This is a genomic window from Actinomadura flavalba DSM 45200 (assembly GCF_000374305.1).
GTDB lineage: Bacteria > Actinomycetota > Actinomycetes > Streptosporangiales > Streptosporangiaceae > Spirillospora > Spirillospora flavalba.
In genome coordinates this window covers 925,338-941,899 of the sequence record NZ_KB894093.1, presented here as the reverse complement: position 1 = coordinate 941,899, position 16,562 = coordinate 925,338, and the positions used below count along the sequence as shown (strand labels likewise).

The following is a 16,562-nucleotide window of genomic DNA, read 5'->3' as shown; positions in this document are numbered from 1 at the left end:
GAAGGCGTCTGAGGGGTTTTCGATTACCGCAGCACTTGTAGGAACCGGCTGTACTCCCATTATGGCTCCTTGTGTTCCTCGATGAACTTATCTGTTACTATCCATCGGAACATGCGGTATGCCTGTTCGGCAAGTGACTGGAGCTCGGTCGCGATTGCGGCAGTATCTGCCACTGACCGAGTCTCAGCGAAGCTATCCAGATCGAGAACCCAACTCTCTTGTGCAACAGGAGAGATGGCCGGATCCATGACGCCTCCGGGAGGGAGTAAACCCCATCGAGCCTGGATCGACCCGCCCTTGAGATGGAAGAGTGCGTCACAAATTGCATGGTTGCGCTGCACGTCTTGTGATATCGGAATTGCCAGCCCGCCCAGCGCTTCTGGTTTGATAGCGCTATCGAGGTATTCTAGCAAGTTGCTACGAGTCAGTCTGTTCGTATAGCGAATTCCGATGCGTTCAACGAAAGGTGGGTTGACGGCTCGAATGAACGCCTGAACAACGGTGGAGAATTTCGCAATAAAATCTGTGCGGCCACGATAATCAGTTGTTTCGATCGCTAGTGACCCGGGGGCAGTTGTCACTATCCAGTTCTCTGTTACATCTCGGAGCCGTTGACCAGATCTCGGCCTTTCGTGCTGGGCAACTCCTCCACCACTGACGATGAAATCAACTTCTTGCGTTTCGTCAAGCAGTGGATACTGATCCGAGATCATTTCCGAGAAGCTACGCATAATCGATGCGTTTTCCTGCGCGGCCAATCTCGGAAATCTAACCTGGGCGAGCACTCGCACTAATGGGGGAGTGGATAGTGGGATCTCGTCGATCGGCTCGCTGTCGAAGGGGCTCGTTGATCGCAAAGCAACCATGCTTCACACCGTACTTCACACTGCTCGTCCTGCCTAGCGGAATGAGGCTGATCACAGGAGACCGTTGCCTCAATGTGGCGTGCGGTTTGCCTGCTGTGACGTGTTCGCTACGGAAGAGACCCAAGGGGCGGCCGACTGGCCTGGTGCGGCAGGATCGGCCCGGAGAGGCCGCAGGCCTGCCGCACCAGGCCAGTCGGCCGCTGGCGGCCGCGCAGCGGGCGCCCTTGAAAACGTAGGGAAAGTTCTCATCCGGAGTGTGCCTGCCGGTCTACGGTGTCTCGTCGGCAGGCGTTTGGCGTGCGGTGTCGCGGTCACCCTTGCGGGGGCGGCGGGTTGTGCGGTGGAGGGTGGTGGGGGTCTCGCCTTCGTGCCAGAGGCGGTAGAACTCGTGGCGGGCGCGCCAGAGGGCGGTGTTGAAGGTGCTTGCGGGCATGTTCAGCGCTTCGGCGGCTTTGGGGTGGGTGCTGTGTTCGGCGAGGGCTTCGATGGTGCGGCGGTGGTTGGGGTGGAGGGCGGCGAGGATCTGGTGGACGGCGTGGGCTTCGATGATGGTGTTCTCGTGGGAGCCGGTGCCGGTGGTGAAGGCGTGCCAGTAGCCGGTGTGGGCGCGGATGGTCGGGTGGGCGCCGGACTGGGCCAGGTTGCGGCCGTACATGCGGCCCATCTCGCGGATGTGACGCTGGATGCCGTAGGCGCCCAGGTTGATCAAGCGGGTGACTGACTCGGGCGGGGTGTCGCTGGAGTACAGCACCTCCAGCATGGCCGAACGGGCGATCGCCGCCGCCTCGTCCGGTTTGATGTGTCGGCTGTAACGGCCCTTGCCGGCGATTGCCCACGCGAAGCGGTTGATCTGCTGCAAGCGGTAGCCGTGGGGGAGCTCGATGTCGATGGAATCCTGTGGGATCACGTTGCGTCGGTCCTAGGTCTTCGGTCTTCGACGGGAGGTCGGATCGGGCATGACTGACGGCCGGTTCGCGCGGCGCGGGCGACGCCTCCCCCGCGACGAGGGGCGACCTCGACTGCCGTCATGGTGACGTCTAGGGGGCTATACGGCTTGCAGCGTACGAGAGTGCGTCGAGGCATTCAAGTCGTTCGTGAATAGTCGTCAGGTGTGCGTCACGGATCGGGACTACTGCAACCGCGTGGTTCGGCTTGCGGTTGGTCGGTGGCGACGGTGGCCGGGCGGCTGAGGTGGTAGAACGCTCGGTTATGGGTGACGAGCGCTTTGCGGAGGTCGGGCGGGAGTTGCGGCGGCTGCGCACGGCTGCGGGGCTGTCCGGGACGGGGCTCGCCGCTCGGGCCGGGGTTCCGCAGCCGACGGTGTCTCGGGTCGAGACCGGGCGGCGGATCTCTGATCCGGAGGTCATCGGCCGGTTGTTCGGCGTTCTGGAGTTGGACGCGGGTGAGCGGGAGCGTTTGTCAGCGTTGGTGCGTGACGCCTACGCGCTGGGTGCGGGGCGGCGGGTCGATGCCGGGGTCTCGTTCCGGCCGGAGGCGGTTGGGGAGCTGGCTCGTGAGGCGCGGACCGTGCGGGCACTGGCGACGGCGCTCATCCCGGCGGCTCTACGGACGACGGGCTACGCGGCCGAACTCGGCGCGTCGGCGGGCGGAGGTCCCGGCGACTGGGGCGGGGTGCTGGACGACCCGGAGCGGGCGTTCTCGTTCGTCGTCGCCGAAGCGGCGTTGCGGACTTGGCCGGGTTCGGGTGCGTCGATGGCCGGACAGCTCGCGCACCTCCTGGAGATGACCGAGCGTGACAACGTCCGGTTCCAGGTGCTGCCGGGGCTGGCTCCTCTGGGCCGTGCGCGCGTCCCTCTGCACGGGTTCACGGTCTTCGATGAGTCGGCGGTGTCGGTGCAGACCTTCACCCGCGAGTTGACCATGGCCGAGCCGGATGAGGTGCGGGCTTACCTCGACGTCTTCGCGGGCATGGAAGCGGCTGCCGTGGACGGCGACAACGCTCGTGCTTGCGTGGAACGCGCGGCGCTGGATCTTCGTGACACGCTAGCCTCTATTCATGAACGTATTGAATAGACCCCTGGACTTGTCGTACGCTGCGTCACCCCGGGGCGTATAGCCCCCTAGACGCACGGTGGTGGTTGACGTGACTCGGTTGTCCCGTCTGTTCCCCGGTCGGTCCAGGTCGGTCGCGGCGGCGCGGTCGTTCGCGTGGGCGTTCGTCGTCGGGCGTGTGCCCGATGACGTCGTTCACTCGGTCGAGCTGGTAGTCAGCGAACTGGCGACGAACGCCGTGGCGCACACGGCCAGTGGTCAGCCGGGCGGGCACTTCGTGCTCGAACTGGAGATGCTGGACGGCGCCGTCCGGGTCGGCGTGGTCGACGGCGGGGCGCCTGGCGCGCCAACCAAGTCCGAGGGAGCGCCCGACTTCGACGCGACGGCGGGGCGCGGATTGTTCATCGTGGACGCCGTTGCCAAGCAGTGGGCCGCCGAGTCGGTTCGGGTCGGGCGGCGGGTGTGGGCTGAGCTTGCGGCCGAAGTGTGAGCGGTCCGCCGATGCCGCGTCGGCGGCGGAAGCTGCGGGCGGTCAGCTCCTCGACCGGGGATGCGCTTTCTCGGACCATGTCTAGAGTCCTAGACTCTCTGGTAGAGGCCAGAGGGGGTGTCATGCCGGGCGAGCTGGAGCGCATTGCGCAGATCGAGGACCCGTACGAGCTGCTGCGCGCGGCGACGACGCGTCTGGCCGAGGCTCAGCAGGAGGTCACTGAGCTTGCCCGGTTGCGGCGGCGGCTCATTCAAGATCTGCACGCGCAGGGAATGTCGTATGCCCAGATCGCGCAGGCCGCCGGGCTGAGCCGGGGGCGGATTCACCAGATCCGGCACACCGGGCCGGCGCCGGAGGGCGCGTTCCTCGGGTCCGGTGAAGTGACGGTGGTGACGCCGCTGCGGCCCGACCCTGCCAGCGACCGGACGTACGTCGCGCTGGACGACCTCACCACGGGCAAGCGGCTGGAAGAACTCGCGCGGACGTTCGACCTGTCGGTGCGGTACGACCATGTCGCGCTCGACGGGTCGATCGACCTCGACCGGCCCGGCCTGCTGGTGATCTGCGGGCCGCGCATGTCCGACGCGATGCGGGACACCTACGCCAAAGACCCCGTCATCCGCTGGCACCGCGACGACCAGGGCTGGGCGCTGCAAGACACCCGGACCGGCGTCGATCACCGATCCCCGCAGGACGAACCCGACTCCCGTCCGGCCGACATCGGATATCTCGGCCGACTCCCCCGGCCCGACGGCAAGGGCTCGATCCTGGCCATCGCGGGCGTTCATCCCGAAGGTTCCCTCGGCGTGGTCCACCTGCTGACCACCGATATCGGGAGCCTGTGGGGGCAGGTCGGTGACGAACCGTTCTCCGTCGTGGTGGGCACCGAGTACGACCCCGACACCCACGAACCTCTCCGTACCGAGCTGCTGAGCCCGATCTACCGGCACGACGAGGCGTCTTGACCCTCGTCCGCGTCGCCAGCGAACCCGGTTCGCCCGGCCGCGAGAACGAGGATTTCGCGGCGGCGTCGGCAAGCGTCATGGTCGTCATCGACGGCGCGGGCTCGCCCGAGGGGCTGGAGTCGGGGTGCCGGCACTCAGTCGCCTGGTACGCGCGCAACCTGTGCGGGCTCCTCCTGACCTCCGCAGCCGACCAGAACGTCACGCTGGCCGATGCGCTCGCGACGAGCATCGAACGCGTCAACGCGCTCCACTCCGGCACCTGCGACCTCGGGCATCCCGGCTCGCCCTCGGCCACCGTCGCCGTCGCGCGCGTGCTGGGCGACGACGTCGAGCACTTGGTGCTCGCTGACGCCGTGCTCGTCCTCGACCGGGTCGACGGCCGGGCGGAGGTCGTCACCGATACGCGCCTGGCCGACGTCGTCGCCAAGCTCGATGAACCCGGCGGCCTGCCCCCGCTCGGGCCGGACGGCCGGTCCGCCGGGCTCCGCCGCCGCGTCGAGGAACTGGCCGCCCACCGGAACCAGCCCGGCGGGTTCTGGGTCGCCAGCGCCGACCCCCAAGCCGCAGAACATGCGCTCACCGGCACCACAGCCGTCGCGGACCTGGCCGCCGTCGCGCTCCTCAGCGACGGCGCCTCACGCCTGGCCGACCGCTTCCACCTGCTCGACTGGCGTGCTCTGCTCCAAGTCCTTCACGAAGACGGTCCGGCTGAGCTGATCGCACGCACCCGTGCCGCAGAACGCACCGACCCCCACGGCTCACGCTGGCCACGAGGCAAGGCATCCGACGACGCCTCCGCCGTCTACCGTTCGTTCTCGAAGAATCTGTAGACCCCCCTAGACAATCAACCGAGCCATCGCTTACCTTGATTGAGTACCCCTCTAGACAGTCCGCAGATCGGGCGAACGCCTGACGGTGTCTAGGGGGGTGGACGAAAGGGATCGCTCATGCGCAACATCCCGGTGGACGTCTCGGCGTTGACGTTCGTGTGTGTCTCGTCGCCGCGTCCGAAGTTGGTGAGTCAGGAGACGGGGGAGGTGAAGGTGGATCGGGACGGGAACACGGTGTTCACGGTGGGGTTGTCGGCGGCCGACGAGATGGGGCGGGTCGAGCTGGTGAACGTCGCTCTGTCCCGTGACCCGGAGATCTCGATCGGTCAGGTCGTGCGGCCGGTCGGGCTGGTCGGTGTGGCGTGGGAGAACCAGATCGGCGGCCGGATGCGGTGGGGGATCGCCTACCGCGCCCGTGACCTGGAGCCCGTACCCGTCGCCGGGTCCGTTCCCGCTTCGTCGGCCGACGCGGCCTGATCGGGGTCGGTCATGACGGAGATGCTGATGGTGCTCGGCGGCCTGCTGGTGCTGGCCGCCGGGCTGGGGTGGTGGCGTCACTCGCGCCCGGTGTCGTTCTGGTACGCGATCGTCTTCCCGGCCCGCGCGGCGCTGGTGTATCTGACGTGGCGGCACGTGGCCTTGGGCTGCGGATTGGGGCGTAAGCGGCGCCGGTGGCGGTGGTCGCTGGACGCCGTTCCCGTCGCCGGTGCGGCTTCGCGCGGTGCGGCGGCGCTGGTGGAGCACAAGCGCAGGGTGCAGCGCGTTGACGTCGAGCGCGCTCCCCGCCTGGGCGTCCTGCGTCCGACCGGGTTGGGGTGGCGGGTGCGGCTGCGGTTGCACGACGGGCAGGTTCCCGCCGACTACGAACGCGCGGCCGAAGGGATCGCGCACGCCTGGCGCGTTCACGCTGTCCGCGTCGTGGACGTCGCGCCCGGACGTGTCACGTTGTGGGCCACGATGCATGACCCGCTCACCGCCGTGGACGTCGAGCCCGAGACCGGTGAACTGCTGCGAGTGCGTCCGGGGAAGCTGGAGAACGGCTCCGACTGGATCATGGACTTCCGGACGGTGCCGCACTGGCTCAACGCAGGCGCCACCCAATCGGGCAAGTCCAACCTGGCCAACGCCATCATCAAAGGACTGGCACCCCAACCGATCGCGCTCGTCGGGTTCGACCTCAAAGGCGGCGTCGAGTTCACCCCGTACGCGCCTCGGCTGTCGGCGCTGGCGACCTCGCGGGTCGAATCGGTCGACCTGCTGGCCGACCTGGTCGGCATCGTGGAAGACCGCATGGCCCTGTGCCGAACGCAAGGGGCACGCAACGTGTGGAGCCTGCCCGAACGCCTGCGCCCGGTGCCGGTGGTCGCGCTGGTCGATGAGGTCGCAGAACTGTTCCTCATGGCCGACAAGACCGAGAAGGACCAGATCGCCAAGACCTCAACGTCACTGCTGCGGGTCGCGCAGCTCGGGCGGGCGTTCGCCGTCCACCTGGTGATCTGCGGGCAGCGCATCGGCTCCGACCTCGGACCCGGTGTCACCGCGCTGCGCTCGCAGCTCTCCGGGCGCGTCTGCCACCGCGTCAACGACCCCGAAACCGCGAACATGACCCTGGGCGACCTGGACCCCGCCGCCCTGGACGCCGCACGCGCCATCCCCGCCGAGACGCCCGGCGTGTGCGTCGTCGCCGGACAAGACGGCTCATGGCACCGCGCCCGATCGGTGTACGTCTCCGAACACGACGCCGAACAAGCCGCCCGCGACCACGCCCACCTCACCCCCACCTGGGCCGCGCTCCTCGCCGCTCCGCTGACCGGCGAACTGCCCGACGCCGCGTAACCCCGGCACCTCTTCTCCCGGCTCGGCGTGAGCCCTGATCACGCCACGTCCCTACCCGAACCATGCCCGAAACGCCCTGGAGGCCTCGATGACCGCTCGCATCGTCTTGCTCCGCCTGCGCACCGTCACGCACGTCCGATCCCGTCCGTTCTCGTCTCCGCCGGTGCGTGTCGAATGGGACTTCGTCCGGGTCCTGTACGTCGCGCGCTGTGACCGGTGCGCCGATTCCCTCGCCACGCCGAACGCGACCGCCGCCGACGACTGGGCCGACACCCACCGCTGCGACCCCGAGCTGACCGCGCTCCTCACCCGCATCACCAAGCGGAGGGCCGCGTGAACCGGTTCGCCGGCGCGCTGGTCGACTCCGGGCCGGTCCTCGTCCTAGCGACGATCGCGGCTGCGGGATCGTTCACCCACATCCGCGACACCGCCACCGACCACGGACAACACGGCTGGATGGCCTGGGCCGTCGCCGTCTGCATCGACCTCACCTGCGTCATGGCCGCCCGCGAACGCCAACGCGACAAACGCACCGCACGCGGCACGGGACGGACGAGCTGGCCGACGCTCGTCCTCACCGGCGGCATCCTGCTCTCCCTCGCCGCCAACCTCGCCCAAGCCCACCCCTCGGCCTGGGGCTGGATCACCGCAGCAACCCCCGCCGCCGCGTTCTTGGTCGCGGTCTCCATGCTCGAACGCCGCGCCCTGCACCCTGCCGACGCGAACGTAACGGGCGACGGCTCAACGCCCGTGCCGCCGTCCTTCGGTCGAGCGGCCTCGTCCCCGGCCTCGTCGCTGGGCCGTCCCGTCCAGGACGACCGTCCTGCGCTCGACCCCGCACCTCACGCCGAGCCCTCCGGACGGCAGGACGAACCCGTCCCGGCCCGCCCGCACGCCGAGCGCCCGGCCGAGCGGGACACGCCCGCCGCACCGCTCCTCGCCTTCGCCCGGCGCGTCGCCGCCGAACACCACACCACTCACGGACGCCCCATCACCCGCGACGCCCTCCGCGCCCGCCTGGGCGTCTCCAACCAACTCGCCTCGACCCTGCTCCGCCAACTCCGCGACGAACCCACCACCTGACCCGGAAGGACCTCGACCCATGACCACCACGACCGGCACTGAATCCCGCGCCGCTGCCATCGCGGGCCTGCGCGCCCTGGCCGACTTCCTGGACGCCAACCCCGCCGTGCCCTTCACCAGCCGCGACCTCATGCAGTTCACCGCCCACGACACCACCGACGACACCGGCCGCGCCACCGTCGACCACATCGCCGCACTCCTGGACGTCCCGGTCTGCGACGAAACCGCAGACGGCGGCCACTACACCACCACCCGCCACTTCGGACCCCTCGCCTACCGCCTCATCCACATCCCCACCGCCACCCGCACCCGCCACCTCCTTACCCGCAGCTACGAAACCAACATCACCTTCGACCCACCCGAACAGACCGAGGCCGCATGACCGGCCCGGACACCCTGCCCTGGTTCTGGTACCGGTGCCGCGCCTGCCACCACTCGCGCGCCTCAACCTGGACGACGTTCCCCGCCGACCTGTCCGGCGCGGCGTGCGGGTCGTGCCGCTCGACCCGCATCACCTTCTACGAACTGGCCACCCGCGCCGTCATCCGACTTCCCCGCCCCCTGGTCCCGCCCACGAACCGGTGGACGTGCTGTGACTGCGGCGGGACCGGGCTCACCTCCAGCGGTGACACCTGCGCCCTGTGCCTGGGCGCCGGATTCCTCTAACCGACCTGGAAGGGCAAAGCCGTGTTCCTTCGCCGCGTCGCCTTCATCCTCTGCTGGCTCGTCCTGGCCCTCTACGTCCTGCGCAACCCCACCCAAGCCGCCACCACCGTCAAGACCATCGCCACCGGCCTGGCCTCGCTCGCTGACGCCGTGGCCGCCTTCGCCGCCGCCCTCTGACCGCCGCGCCGATCCCGTCCCGGCCCCCGCCCATGGCTCACGCGGGGACCGGGACACCCCAAGACAGGAGACCCCCTCACCCGTGCCTTCCACCTCTTCGCCGTTGGCTGACGCGGTCGCCGTCCGAGACATGGCCGCCCGCCTCAACCGCACCGACTTCCACCGCTGGGCCGCACGCACCCGCACCACCGGCGGATGCCTCCAACCCGTCCACCTACGCGGCGCAGTCGAGTACCGCGACGCACTGACCGGCACCCTGCTACACCGCTACACCACCGGGCGCGAACCCGGCGGGACGCTGCGCGTCGCCTGCAAAACCCGACGCGTCTCACGCTGCCCCTCGTGCGCTGAGACCTACCGCGCCGACACCTACCACCTCATCCGCGCAGGCCTGACCGGTGGCAAAGGCGTCCTCACCACCGTCACCGAACATCCGGCCGCGTTCGTCACCCTCACCGCACCCTCCTTCGGCGCCGTCCACGCCCGGCGCGAGCGAGACGGGAAGACCCTCGCCTGTCGTCCCCGCCGCGACGGCGGAACGTGCCAGCACGGACGCCCGGTCTCCTGCACCACCCGCCACGGCGCCGAGGACGCCCGGCTCGGGCAACCGCTGTGCGCCCAGTGCTTCGACTACCGCGCAGCCGTGCTCTGGAACGCACACGCACCCGAACTATGGCGGCGCTTCACCTTGGCCGTCCGCCGACACCTCGCCCGCACCGCCGGGCTGCGCGCCGGAGAACTCCGCGAGGTGCTGACGGTCTCCTTCGCCAAGGTCGCTGAATACCAACGGCGCGGCCTGGTCCACTTCCACGCCGTCATCCGACTGGACGGCCCCGACGGCCCTGCTGCCGCCCCGCCCGCATGGGCCACCCACGACGCCCTAGCCGACGCCGTTCGCCACGCGCGCGGCGCGGTCACTGTCCGGACGCCCGAGTGCGGCGACGTCCCCGCGCTGGAATTGGTCTGGGGCGTCCAGCTCGACATCCGGCCCATCGCGACCACGGGCGCACTGACCGATCGGGCGGTGGCCGGCTACGTGGCCAAGTACGCCACCAAAGCCGCCGAATGCGTCGGCACCCTCGACCGCCGCATACGCGCGACCGATGACGTGGACGGTCTTCCGGTCACCGACCATGCCCGCCGCCTCATCACCACCTGCCTCCGACTCGGCGCGGTCGAGACGTTCGCCGGGCTCCGGCTGGCCGAATGGGCGCACATGCTCGGCTTCCGGGGCCACTTCTCCACCAAGAGCCGGGCCTACTCCACCACCCTCGGTCGGCTGCGCGCCGAACGCTGCAACCACAATCAGCGCGCGCACGAGGTCACGACCGGGCGCCTGCCCTTCGACGACGACGCCGTCTTGGTCGTCGCGCACTGGCGCTACGTCGGCCAGGGACTCACCCCCGGCGAACGTCTCCTCACCACCGCCCTCACCGGAACACCCCTGCCCGCCCTCGGAACATCCACCTGCGCAAGGAGACCTGCGTGACCGAACTCGTCCTGACCGTCGATGAAGCCGCCGAACGGCTCCGCGTGAGCCGCTGGACGCTCTACAACCTCATCCGCTCCGGACAGCTCCGCACGGTCAAGATCGGCCGTCGTCGGCTCGTCCCGATCAACGCCCTGTCCGAATGCCTCGAACAACTCACGGAGGAAGCCGCCTGATGACCACCACTGAGATCGCGATGCCCGACGAGCCGGAACCACGCATGCCGCGCAAGGGCCGTTCGCGTAGGCGCGCGAACGGGGAAGGGACCATCGTTCAGCGCAAGGACGGGCGCTATGAGGCCAAGGTCTTCGTGCCGACCACGGCCGGAACGATCAAGCGCGTCAGCGTCTACGGGCGGACCCGCGAGGAATGCCACGCCAAGTACGTCAAGCTCAAGGCACAGGCGGACGACGGCGTTCCCGTCGCCTCCGAAAGCTGGACGGTAGAGCAGTATCTCGCCTACTGGCTTGAGAACGTGGTGCGGGTCGAGCGGCGTCCCAAGACCGTGCAGGGCTACGAAAGCGTCGTGCGTCTGCACCTGGTGCCGGGGCTGGGAAAGAAGCGGATCGGCGCGCTCACCGCACGCGATGTTCGCACCTTCATCACCCGTGTCCGGGACACCTGCCAGTGCTGCCGTCACGGGTGGGACGCCTCGCGTGAAAAGCCGCAGTGCTGCGCGCGGAAGGGCGGGGAGTGCTGTGCCTCGCGTCTGTCGGCGCGGATGGTTCAGCTCGTCTTGGCCGTGCTGCGCAACGCGCTGCAATCGGCGGTGCGGGAGGAGATCCTTCCCCGCAACGTCGCCCGGCTCGTCGCGGTCACCTCACCCAAGTACAGGGTCAATCGCGGGCTCTCCGTCGACCAGGCGCGCGAAATCCTCAAGGCCGCGCGGGACGAGCGGCTCTACGCGCTGTACGTCCTGGCGCTCTGCCTCGGCCTGCGGCGCGGCGAACTGCTGGGACTGCGCTGGGACGACATCACGCTCACCCCGTGCCGGGCCTGTGGGGGAGAAGGCGGCAAACCGAACGGCGACGACTGCCAGACCTGCGCCGCGACCGGCATCGAGAACGCCAAGCTGGAAGTCGTGCAGACGCTCCAGCGGGTCGGCGGTGAACTGCGGTTCGTCCCGCCTAAGACCGACGACTCCACGCGCACGATCCCGCTGCCGGACCTGTGCGTGTCGGCGCTGTGCGAGCACCGGGTCAAGCAGGACGCCGAGTCGGCCGACGCCTGGCCCCACTGGCAGGAGAACGGCCTCGTCTTCCCGTCCCGGCTGGGCACGCCGATGGAGCCGGACAACCTTCGCCGTAGCTGGAGCCGCATCCGCCAAGCCGCCGGCCTGGGTTCGCTGCGGCTACACGACATGCGCCACACCTGCGTGTCGCTGCTGCTCGACCTGGGCGTCCCGCCGCACGTCGTCCGGGAGATCGTCGGGCACAGCGACATCGAAGTCACGATGACCATCTACGCCCATGCCGCGCTGGATGAGAGAAGAGCCGCGCTGCGGAAGCTGGGGGATGCCCTCGGCTGAGGCCGTTGTCGTCAGCGCTGTCGTCAAAAACGCCCCGTGCCAGTGGCTACGGGGCGTTTTCGCTGCTTAGAGAGGTGGGCAGGGGCGGGGTCGAACCGCCGACCTTCCGCTTTTCAGGCGGACGCTCGTACCGACTGAGCTACCTGCCCAGGACGTTGGGCGGTGGTGCTGGTGCCTACGTCTGGCGGTCCTGACGGGATTTGAACCCGCGGCCTCCACCTTGACAGGGTGGCGAGCACTCCTAACTGCTCCACAGGACCTTGTGGTGTCTCCGAGTCTAGCCGGTTCGGAGGTGTCGTTCGGACCCGGCCTTTCCGGCCTCGTTCCTGGCGACGTCCGAAAGCATACGGGAAGGTCGTGGGCTGCGCCAACTCGGTTTGGGGGGACGTGTTCGCGCTGGTCAGATGGGACGGGACGGGGCCGCGCGGGAGCGGATCAGCCCAGGAAGGACTTGTTGATGGTCGCCAGGCGGGACTGGTAGGCCGGGTCGTCCTGGGGGGCCACGGTGCGGAGGAGTTCCACGCCGTCCACGGAGATCTGTTCGGCCAGTTCGTGGGGGTCGGCGGCGGCGATGCGGTAGCGCTGGTCGGTGGGGGGCAGGAGGAGGGACGGGAGGGGGACGTCCAGGGTCCGGGAGAGGGCCAGGAGGTCGTTCGCGGTGAAGACCAGCGGCGAGTCGACGCCCGCGTCGGCCAGGGGCCCGGGGTTCCAGGGATGGCCGGTGAGACGGGTCAGGGCGGTCGCGAGGGCTTCGGGGGAGAGGTTCCTTTCCCGGCGGTAGCGGGTGACGTTGGCGGCGACCACCTGGTTCATGCTGATGACGCGGTCGGGGGTGGGCGCGTCCGCCGGGATGACGGGGGGCCGCGCGGGGCGGCGGAGCGCCCGGACGAGCGACAGCAGCACCAGCAGCGCGCCCGCGAGGGGGAGCGCCCAGGGGTACGAGGACGTGTGCGCCGTGAAGGCGATGGGCTCGTCGAGGGTCGTGATCTCGCCGCGGACCGAGTAGCGGCCGAACGTCGGGGCCGCGATCGTGAACGGGATCTCGTAGGCGCGTTCCTCGCCGGCCGCGAGGGTGCCGAGGGGCTGGGCCGGGACGATCGTCGTCGGGTCGGCGCCGCGGCCGACGGCCAGGGAGAGGGGCGGGTCGGTGAGGGTGGCGCGGCCGTCGTTGCGGACGGTGAAGCGCAGCGTCCGGGCCGCGGAGCCGCCGACCCAGGGCGCCAGTCCGCCGCCCGCGACGGACACGCGCGTGACGGTCAGTTTGCGGCTGTCGGCCAGGGCGCCGGTCTCGGGGGACGACAGCCGGTCCATGCCCGCGATCTTGAGCGGGGCGGTGACCGGGTCGCCGCCGGTCACGGGACGGGCCGCGACGACGCAGGGGCACGCGATCGGCGGCTTGGCCACCGTGAGCAGCACCGAGGCCGTCTTCTTCGCCTGGACGAACGTCGTCGCGGACGTCGCGACGGCGCAGTCGGCGGTGCCGCGCCGGGCCTCGTTGCCGCAGACCTCGACGACGACGTTCCCGGCCGCCCAGCCGGTGAGCCGGACGGTCACGGTCTCGCCGGGCCGGACGGTCGTCCGGTCGAGCGTGACCCGCGCGGCGGCGGCCGACGCCGGGACGACGGGCAGCAGCACGAGCGCCGCGACGAGCGGCAGCAGCCTCCTCACGCCGACCTCCGCCGCCGCACGACGACGAACGCGAGCCCGCCCAGCACGAGCGCGACGACGCCGACGAGCAGCCACGGCGCCCCGAACGTAGAGGCCGTCCGCAGCACGGGCCGGGTCGGCAGCGCGGCGCCGCTGACGGGGTCGGCGAGCGACAGCCGCACGGACGCCTTGAGCGGCCCGGCGGGCGCGACGCCCGGGAGCCGTTCGGTGAACGTGTACGCGTTGCCGGGCAGCAGCTCGGGGATCGGCCGCGACACGGGCCTGCCCTGGCCCCATCCGAACGGCCCGTCGGCGGTGATCCGCGCGGCGGCGGTCACGCGGGTGTTGCCGGTGTTGCGCACCCGGTAGGTGACGGTCATCGTGCCGCTGGTCCCGGCGGCGGGCACGGAGTAGTCGGCGGCGAGGGTGTCGATCTGCGCGGACGGCGTGAGCGGCCCGTTGACGCGGACGTACACGCGCGCCGCCACGCGCCGGTCGACGTTGACGCGCTGCCCGGTCGCGGACGTCTGCTGCTGTGTGACGGCGGTGACGACGCCGCCGCTGTGGTCGCCGGGCGTGGCGTCGGAGGGGACGGTCAGCGTGAACGGGATGTGCGCCCGTTTGCCGGGCTTGATCCGGTACGACCCGGCCCGGAACGTCGCCCACGTCCCGACGCCGGTGGGCCTGCGGTCGGCGGTGAGCAGCGCGAAGGAGCCGTCGCCGGTGTTGAAGGCGTCGGTGGCGTAGACGCGGAGCGTCAGGGCCTTGGTGCCGAGGTTGGAGACGGTCACCCGGTCGGTGACGCGCTGGCCGGGGGAGGCGGTGTAGACGAAGTAGTCGCGTCCGCTCGGCCCGGTGGGCCCGGCGGGCCGGACGGCCCAGGTGAAGCCCCCGCCGCCGGGCGCGGGTTCGGCATGGGCGGGCGGCCCGGCGGTGATCACCGCGAGCAGGGCCGCGAGGGCCACGGCGGCCGCGCGGACGGTTGCTTTCATGGTGGTGCTCCGCATCAGGGCGGCGCGACGCCCCCGGGAGAGGGCGCCGCGCCGGAGAAGGGACGACCCGTCAGGACAGGGTCAGGGTGAGGGTGCCGGTGTAGTCGCCGGGGACGACGCCGGCCGGGATGCCGAGGTCGAGCCCGGCTCCAGCCTCGAAGACGCCGCCGGACGCGCCGCCGGCCGAGGAGGCCAGGGTGCGCGCGACGTCCAGGCCGTTGACGGCCGGACCGGCGACGACGGCGCCCTGCGAGCCGTCGTTGACGACGGCGGCGTTCGGCGTCCACGCCATGTTGGCGGCGGGGATGGTGCCGCCGCCGGCGGAGGTGAGGTCGCCGAGCTGGCCGACGAGGCTCCATCCGGCGTTGGTGCCGCGGGCGTCGGTGACGGTGGCCTTGTTCAGCGCGCCGGTGGCCTTGCCGCCGGGTCCGGCCTCGGAGAGGGCGACGTTCGTGCCCGCGACGGCGAGGGTCAGGGCGCCGGTGCGGGCGACCTTGGCGGTGATCGTCTGCTCGCCGGTGGACGAGCCGGGCGGCGGCTCCTCCGGACCGGGCTCGCCCGGCTCGCCGGGGTTCTCGCCGCCGGTGAAGGTGACGGCGGTGAAGCTGTCCTGGCTGCGGTCGGGCGACCCGTGCGCGGCGATGGTGATCACGTAGCACTGGGTGGTGAGGCAGTTGACCTCGTCGCCGTCGCCGTTGGTGTACTTGGCCTTGACGCCGGGCAGCGTGAGGCTGAAGGTGCCGTCGGCGTTCATCTTGATCTGGCTGCTGCCGGGGGCGGCGTTCTTGTGGACCCACTTGGAGACCTGGAACGCTCCGGCGTTGGTGGCGTAGTCGGCCGTCTTGGGACCGAACGCGACGTACACCCCCATCCCGCCGTTGGCGTTGGCGTTGAAGCCGCTGCCCTGGATCGTGAGGTCCTGCCCGGCGGGGTTGGCGCCGGTGGTGGGGCTGACGGTGGTGGCCGGTCCGGCGGCGAACGCCGGAGCGAGGCCGAGCCCGGCCGTGACGAAGGCGGCGGTGCCGACGACCACGGTGCCGCGGACGAGCCGCGTGGCGATGGACTGCATGACTCTCCTAGGGGGTGAAAAGAGGGGCACCGCCCGGAGGGCGGGCCGGTTCCGCGCGCGACGCGGGCGGGTCGCAGCGCACGGGGGTGGGGGGTCTCAGACGCGGTGGCGGCGCAGCCGCAGCCTCCGCACGCCGTATCCGGCGAGGGCGACGGCGCCGAGCGCGAGCCAGAAGGGCAGGGGGGTCCGGGCCGGTTCGCCGGCGGCGGTCTGACGGAAGGACTGGGCGGCGACGGGGGTCGCGAAGCCCTGCGGGACGGCGGGTGCCGCGCCGGGCGCGGCCTGCGGGACGGGCGCGGCCGTCCCGGCGGGGGTGGTGGAGCCGAGGTCGCGGGCACCGGACGTGCCGGACGTTCCCGGCGCCGCGCCGGAACCGGGCGCGCCGCCGCCGGAGCCGGAGCCGGGCCGCGCGGCGGCGCCCCGGAACGCGATCGGCACCATGGTGTCCTGGCTGCGGTCGGGGACGCCGTGCGCGGCCATCGTCATGACGTAGCAGGCGCTCTTGAGGCAGTCGACGGCCTTGCCGTTGCCGTCGGTGTACTTGGCCTTGACGTTGAGCCGGACGGAGAACGACCCGTCGGCGTTCATCCGCGCCTGCCCGTTGCCGCCGCCGCCCTGGTGCACCCAGACGGCGGACAGGAAGAGGTTGGCGTCCCGGAAGTAGTTCGCCGGACGCGGCCCGAACACGACGTAAACGCCGAAGCCGTTGTTGCGCTTGGCGTCGAAGCCGGAGCCGGTGATCGTGATCGACTGCCCGGACGGGGCCACGTTCGTCCGCTGGGACACCTGCAACGCGGCGGCGTGTGCGGGCCCGGCGAGAGCGACCGGGAGGAGGCAGGCGATGACGACCGCCGATGTGCTCGTGAGAGCATGGCGTCGCCGGTTCATGGGGTGTGCTTCATGGGCTGATC

Annotated in this window: 20 protein-coding genes and 2 tRNA genes; 14 read left to right on the top strand and 8 right to left on the bottom strand. The window is 70.5% G+C overall.

Annotation, left to right across the window (positions count from 1 at the left end):
• Positions 1-59 precede the first annotated feature (59 nt).
• Together C229_RS33375 and C229_RS0104195 are read right to left on the bottom strand one after the other, a co-directional pair.
• A complete protein-coding gene (locus tag C229_RS33375) occupies positions 60-866 on the bottom strand; it encodes a TIGR04255 family protein (protein ID WP_081639715.1) in 807 nt (268 codons plus the stop codon).
• 268 nt (positions 867-1,134) lie between these two features.
• Positions 1,135-1,773: a hypothetical protein gene (locus C229_RS0104195; protein ID WP_018653822.1), complete on the bottom strand. Its 639-nt coding sequence runs from the start codon at positions 1,771-1,773 to the stop codon at positions 1,135-1,137.
• 302 nt (positions 1,774-2,075) lie between these two features.
• Between C229_RS0104195 and C229_RS0104190 the strand changes: the two genes are divergently transcribed.
• The 14 genes from C229_RS0104190 (at position 2,076) to C229_RS0104125 (ending at position 11,943) form a co-directional block, all read left to right on the top strand.
• Positions 2,076-2,900: a Scr1 family TA system antitoxin-like transcriptional regulator gene (locus C229_RS0104190; RefSeq protein ID WP_018653821.1), complete on the top strand. Its 825-nt coding sequence runs from the start codon at positions 2,076-2,078 to the stop codon at positions 2,898-2,900.
• Between the two features lie 58 nt (positions 2,901-2,958).
• Positions 2,959-3,369 (top strand): ATP-binding protein, encoded by a 411-nt coding sequence (locus tag C229_RS0104185; protein ID WP_338029146.1) that lies wholly within the window; start codon positions 2,959-2,961, stop codon positions 3,367-3,369.
• Between the two features lie 122 nt (positions 3,370-3,491).
• Positions 3,492-4,334, top strand: coding sequence for a sigma-70 RNA polymerase sigma factor region 4 domain-containing protein (locus C229_RS0104180; RefSeq protein ID WP_018653819.1), 843 nt, complete (start codon positions 3,492-3,494; stop codon positions 4,332-4,334).
• The gene (locus C229_RS0104175) at positions 4,331-5,164 is read left to right on the top strand and encodes a protein phosphatase 2C domain-containing protein (protein ID WP_018653818.1); all 834 of its coding nucleotides are present in this window, start codon (positions 4,331-4,333) and stop codon (positions 5,162-5,164) included. Before C229_RS0104180 ends, C229_RS0104175 begins: the two co-directional genes overlap by 4 nt.
• A gap of 117 nt (positions 5,165-5,281) precedes the next feature.
• Complete coding sequence (locus C229_RS0104170; protein WP_018653817.1) at positions 5,282-5,641, top strand: SCO3933 family regulatory protein; 360 nt, start codon at positions 5,282-5,284, stop codon at positions 5,639-5,641.
• A gap of 12 nt (positions 5,642-5,653) precedes the next feature.
• Complete coding sequence (locus C229_RS0104165) at positions 5,654-7,000, top strand: FtsK/SpoIIIE domain-containing protein (RefSeq protein WP_018653816.1); 1,347 nt, start codon at positions 5,654-5,656, stop codon at positions 6,998-7,000.
• A gap of 88 nt (positions 7,001-7,088) precedes the next feature.
• Complete coding sequence (locus C229_RS0104160; RefSeq protein ID WP_018653815.1) at positions 7,089-7,337, top strand: hypothetical protein; 249 nt, start codon at positions 7,089-7,091, stop codon at positions 7,335-7,337.
• Positions 7,334-8,083 (top strand): DUF2637 domain-containing protein, encoded by a 750-nt coding sequence (locus C229_RS0104155; RefSeq protein WP_018653814.1) that lies wholly within the window; start codon positions 7,334-7,336, stop codon positions 8,081-8,083. Before C229_RS0104160 ends, C229_RS0104155 begins: the two co-directional genes overlap by 4 nt.
• A gap of 19 nt (positions 8,084-8,102) precedes the next feature.
• Positions 8,103-8,465, top strand: a complete 363-nt coding sequence (locus C229_RS29335) for a hypothetical protein (RefSeq protein ID WP_018653813.1) — start codon at positions 8,103-8,105, stop codon at positions 8,463-8,465.
• Complete coding sequence (locus C229_RS0104145) at positions 8,462-8,749, top strand: hypothetical protein (protein ID WP_018653812.1); 288 nt, start codon at positions 8,462-8,464, stop codon at positions 8,747-8,749. The genes C229_RS29335 and C229_RS0104145 overlap by 4 nt, the downstream gene beginning before the upstream one ends.
• A gap of 21 nt (positions 8,750-8,770) precedes the next feature.
• Complete coding sequence (locus C229_RS34625; protein WP_018653811.1) at positions 8,771-8,926, top strand: hypothetical protein; 156 nt, start codon at positions 8,771-8,773, stop codon at positions 8,924-8,926.
• 103 nt (positions 8,927-9,029) lie between these two features.
• The gene (locus C229_RS0104135) at positions 9,030-10,415 is read left to right on the top strand and encodes a replication initiator (protein ID WP_018653810.1); all 1,386 of its coding nucleotides are present in this window, start codon (positions 9,030-9,032) and stop codon (positions 10,413-10,415) included.
• Positions 10,412-10,591, top strand: a complete 180-nt coding sequence (locus tag C229_RS0104130) for a helix-turn-helix domain-containing protein (protein WP_018653809.1) — start codon at positions 10,412-10,414, stop codon at positions 10,589-10,591. Before C229_RS0104135 ends, C229_RS0104130 begins: the two co-directional genes overlap by 4 nt.
• Entirely contained in the window at positions 10,591-11,943 is a 1,353-nt protein-coding gene (locus C229_RS0104125; protein ID WP_018653808.1) for a tyrosine-type recombinase/integrase, read from the top strand. The genes C229_RS0104130 and C229_RS0104125 overlap by 1 nt, the downstream gene beginning before the upstream one ends.
• A gap of 75 nt (positions 11,944-12,018) precedes the next feature.
• Here C229_RS0104125 and C229_RS0104120 read toward each other — a convergent pair.
• The 6 genes from C229_RS0104120 to C229_RS0104095 all read right to left on the bottom strand — a co-directional run bounded on the left by C229_RS0104120 (position 12,019) and on the right by C229_RS0104095 (position 16,539).
• Positions 12,019-12,092: transfer RNA gene (locus C229_RS0104120), tRNA-Phe, on the bottom strand.
• A gap of 33 nt (positions 12,093-12,125) precedes the next feature.
• A tRNA-Asp gene (locus tag C229_RS0104115) sits at positions 12,126-12,203 on the bottom strand.
• A gap of 175 nt (positions 12,204-12,378) precedes the next feature.
• Entirely contained in the window at positions 12,379-13,611 is a 1,233-nt protein-coding gene (locus tag C229_RS32580) for a hypothetical protein (RefSeq protein WP_051108858.1), read from the bottom strand.
• Positions 13,608-14,582 carry a WxL protein peptidoglycan domain-containing protein gene (locus C229_RS0104105; protein WP_018653807.1) on the bottom strand — a complete coding sequence of 325 codons (975 nt, stop codon included), beginning with the start codon at positions 14,580-14,582 and terminating at the stop codon, positions 13,608-13,610. Before C229_RS0104105 ends, C229_RS32580 begins: the two co-directional genes overlap by 4 nt.
• Before the next feature lie 70 nt (positions 14,583-14,652).
• On the bottom strand, positions 14,653-15,651 hold the full coding sequence (locus C229_RS0104100; RefSeq protein WP_018653806.1) for a WxL domain-containing protein: 999 nt from the start codon (positions 15,649-15,651) through the stop codon (positions 14,653-14,655).
• A 96-nt stretch (positions 15,652-15,747) separates the two neighbouring features.
• Positions 15,748-16,539 (bottom strand): hypothetical protein, encoded by a 792-nt coding sequence (locus C229_RS0104095; RefSeq protein ID WP_026313421.1) that lies wholly within the window; start codon positions 16,537-16,539, stop codon positions 15,748-15,750.
• Positions 16,540-16,562: the final 23 nt, after the last annotated feature.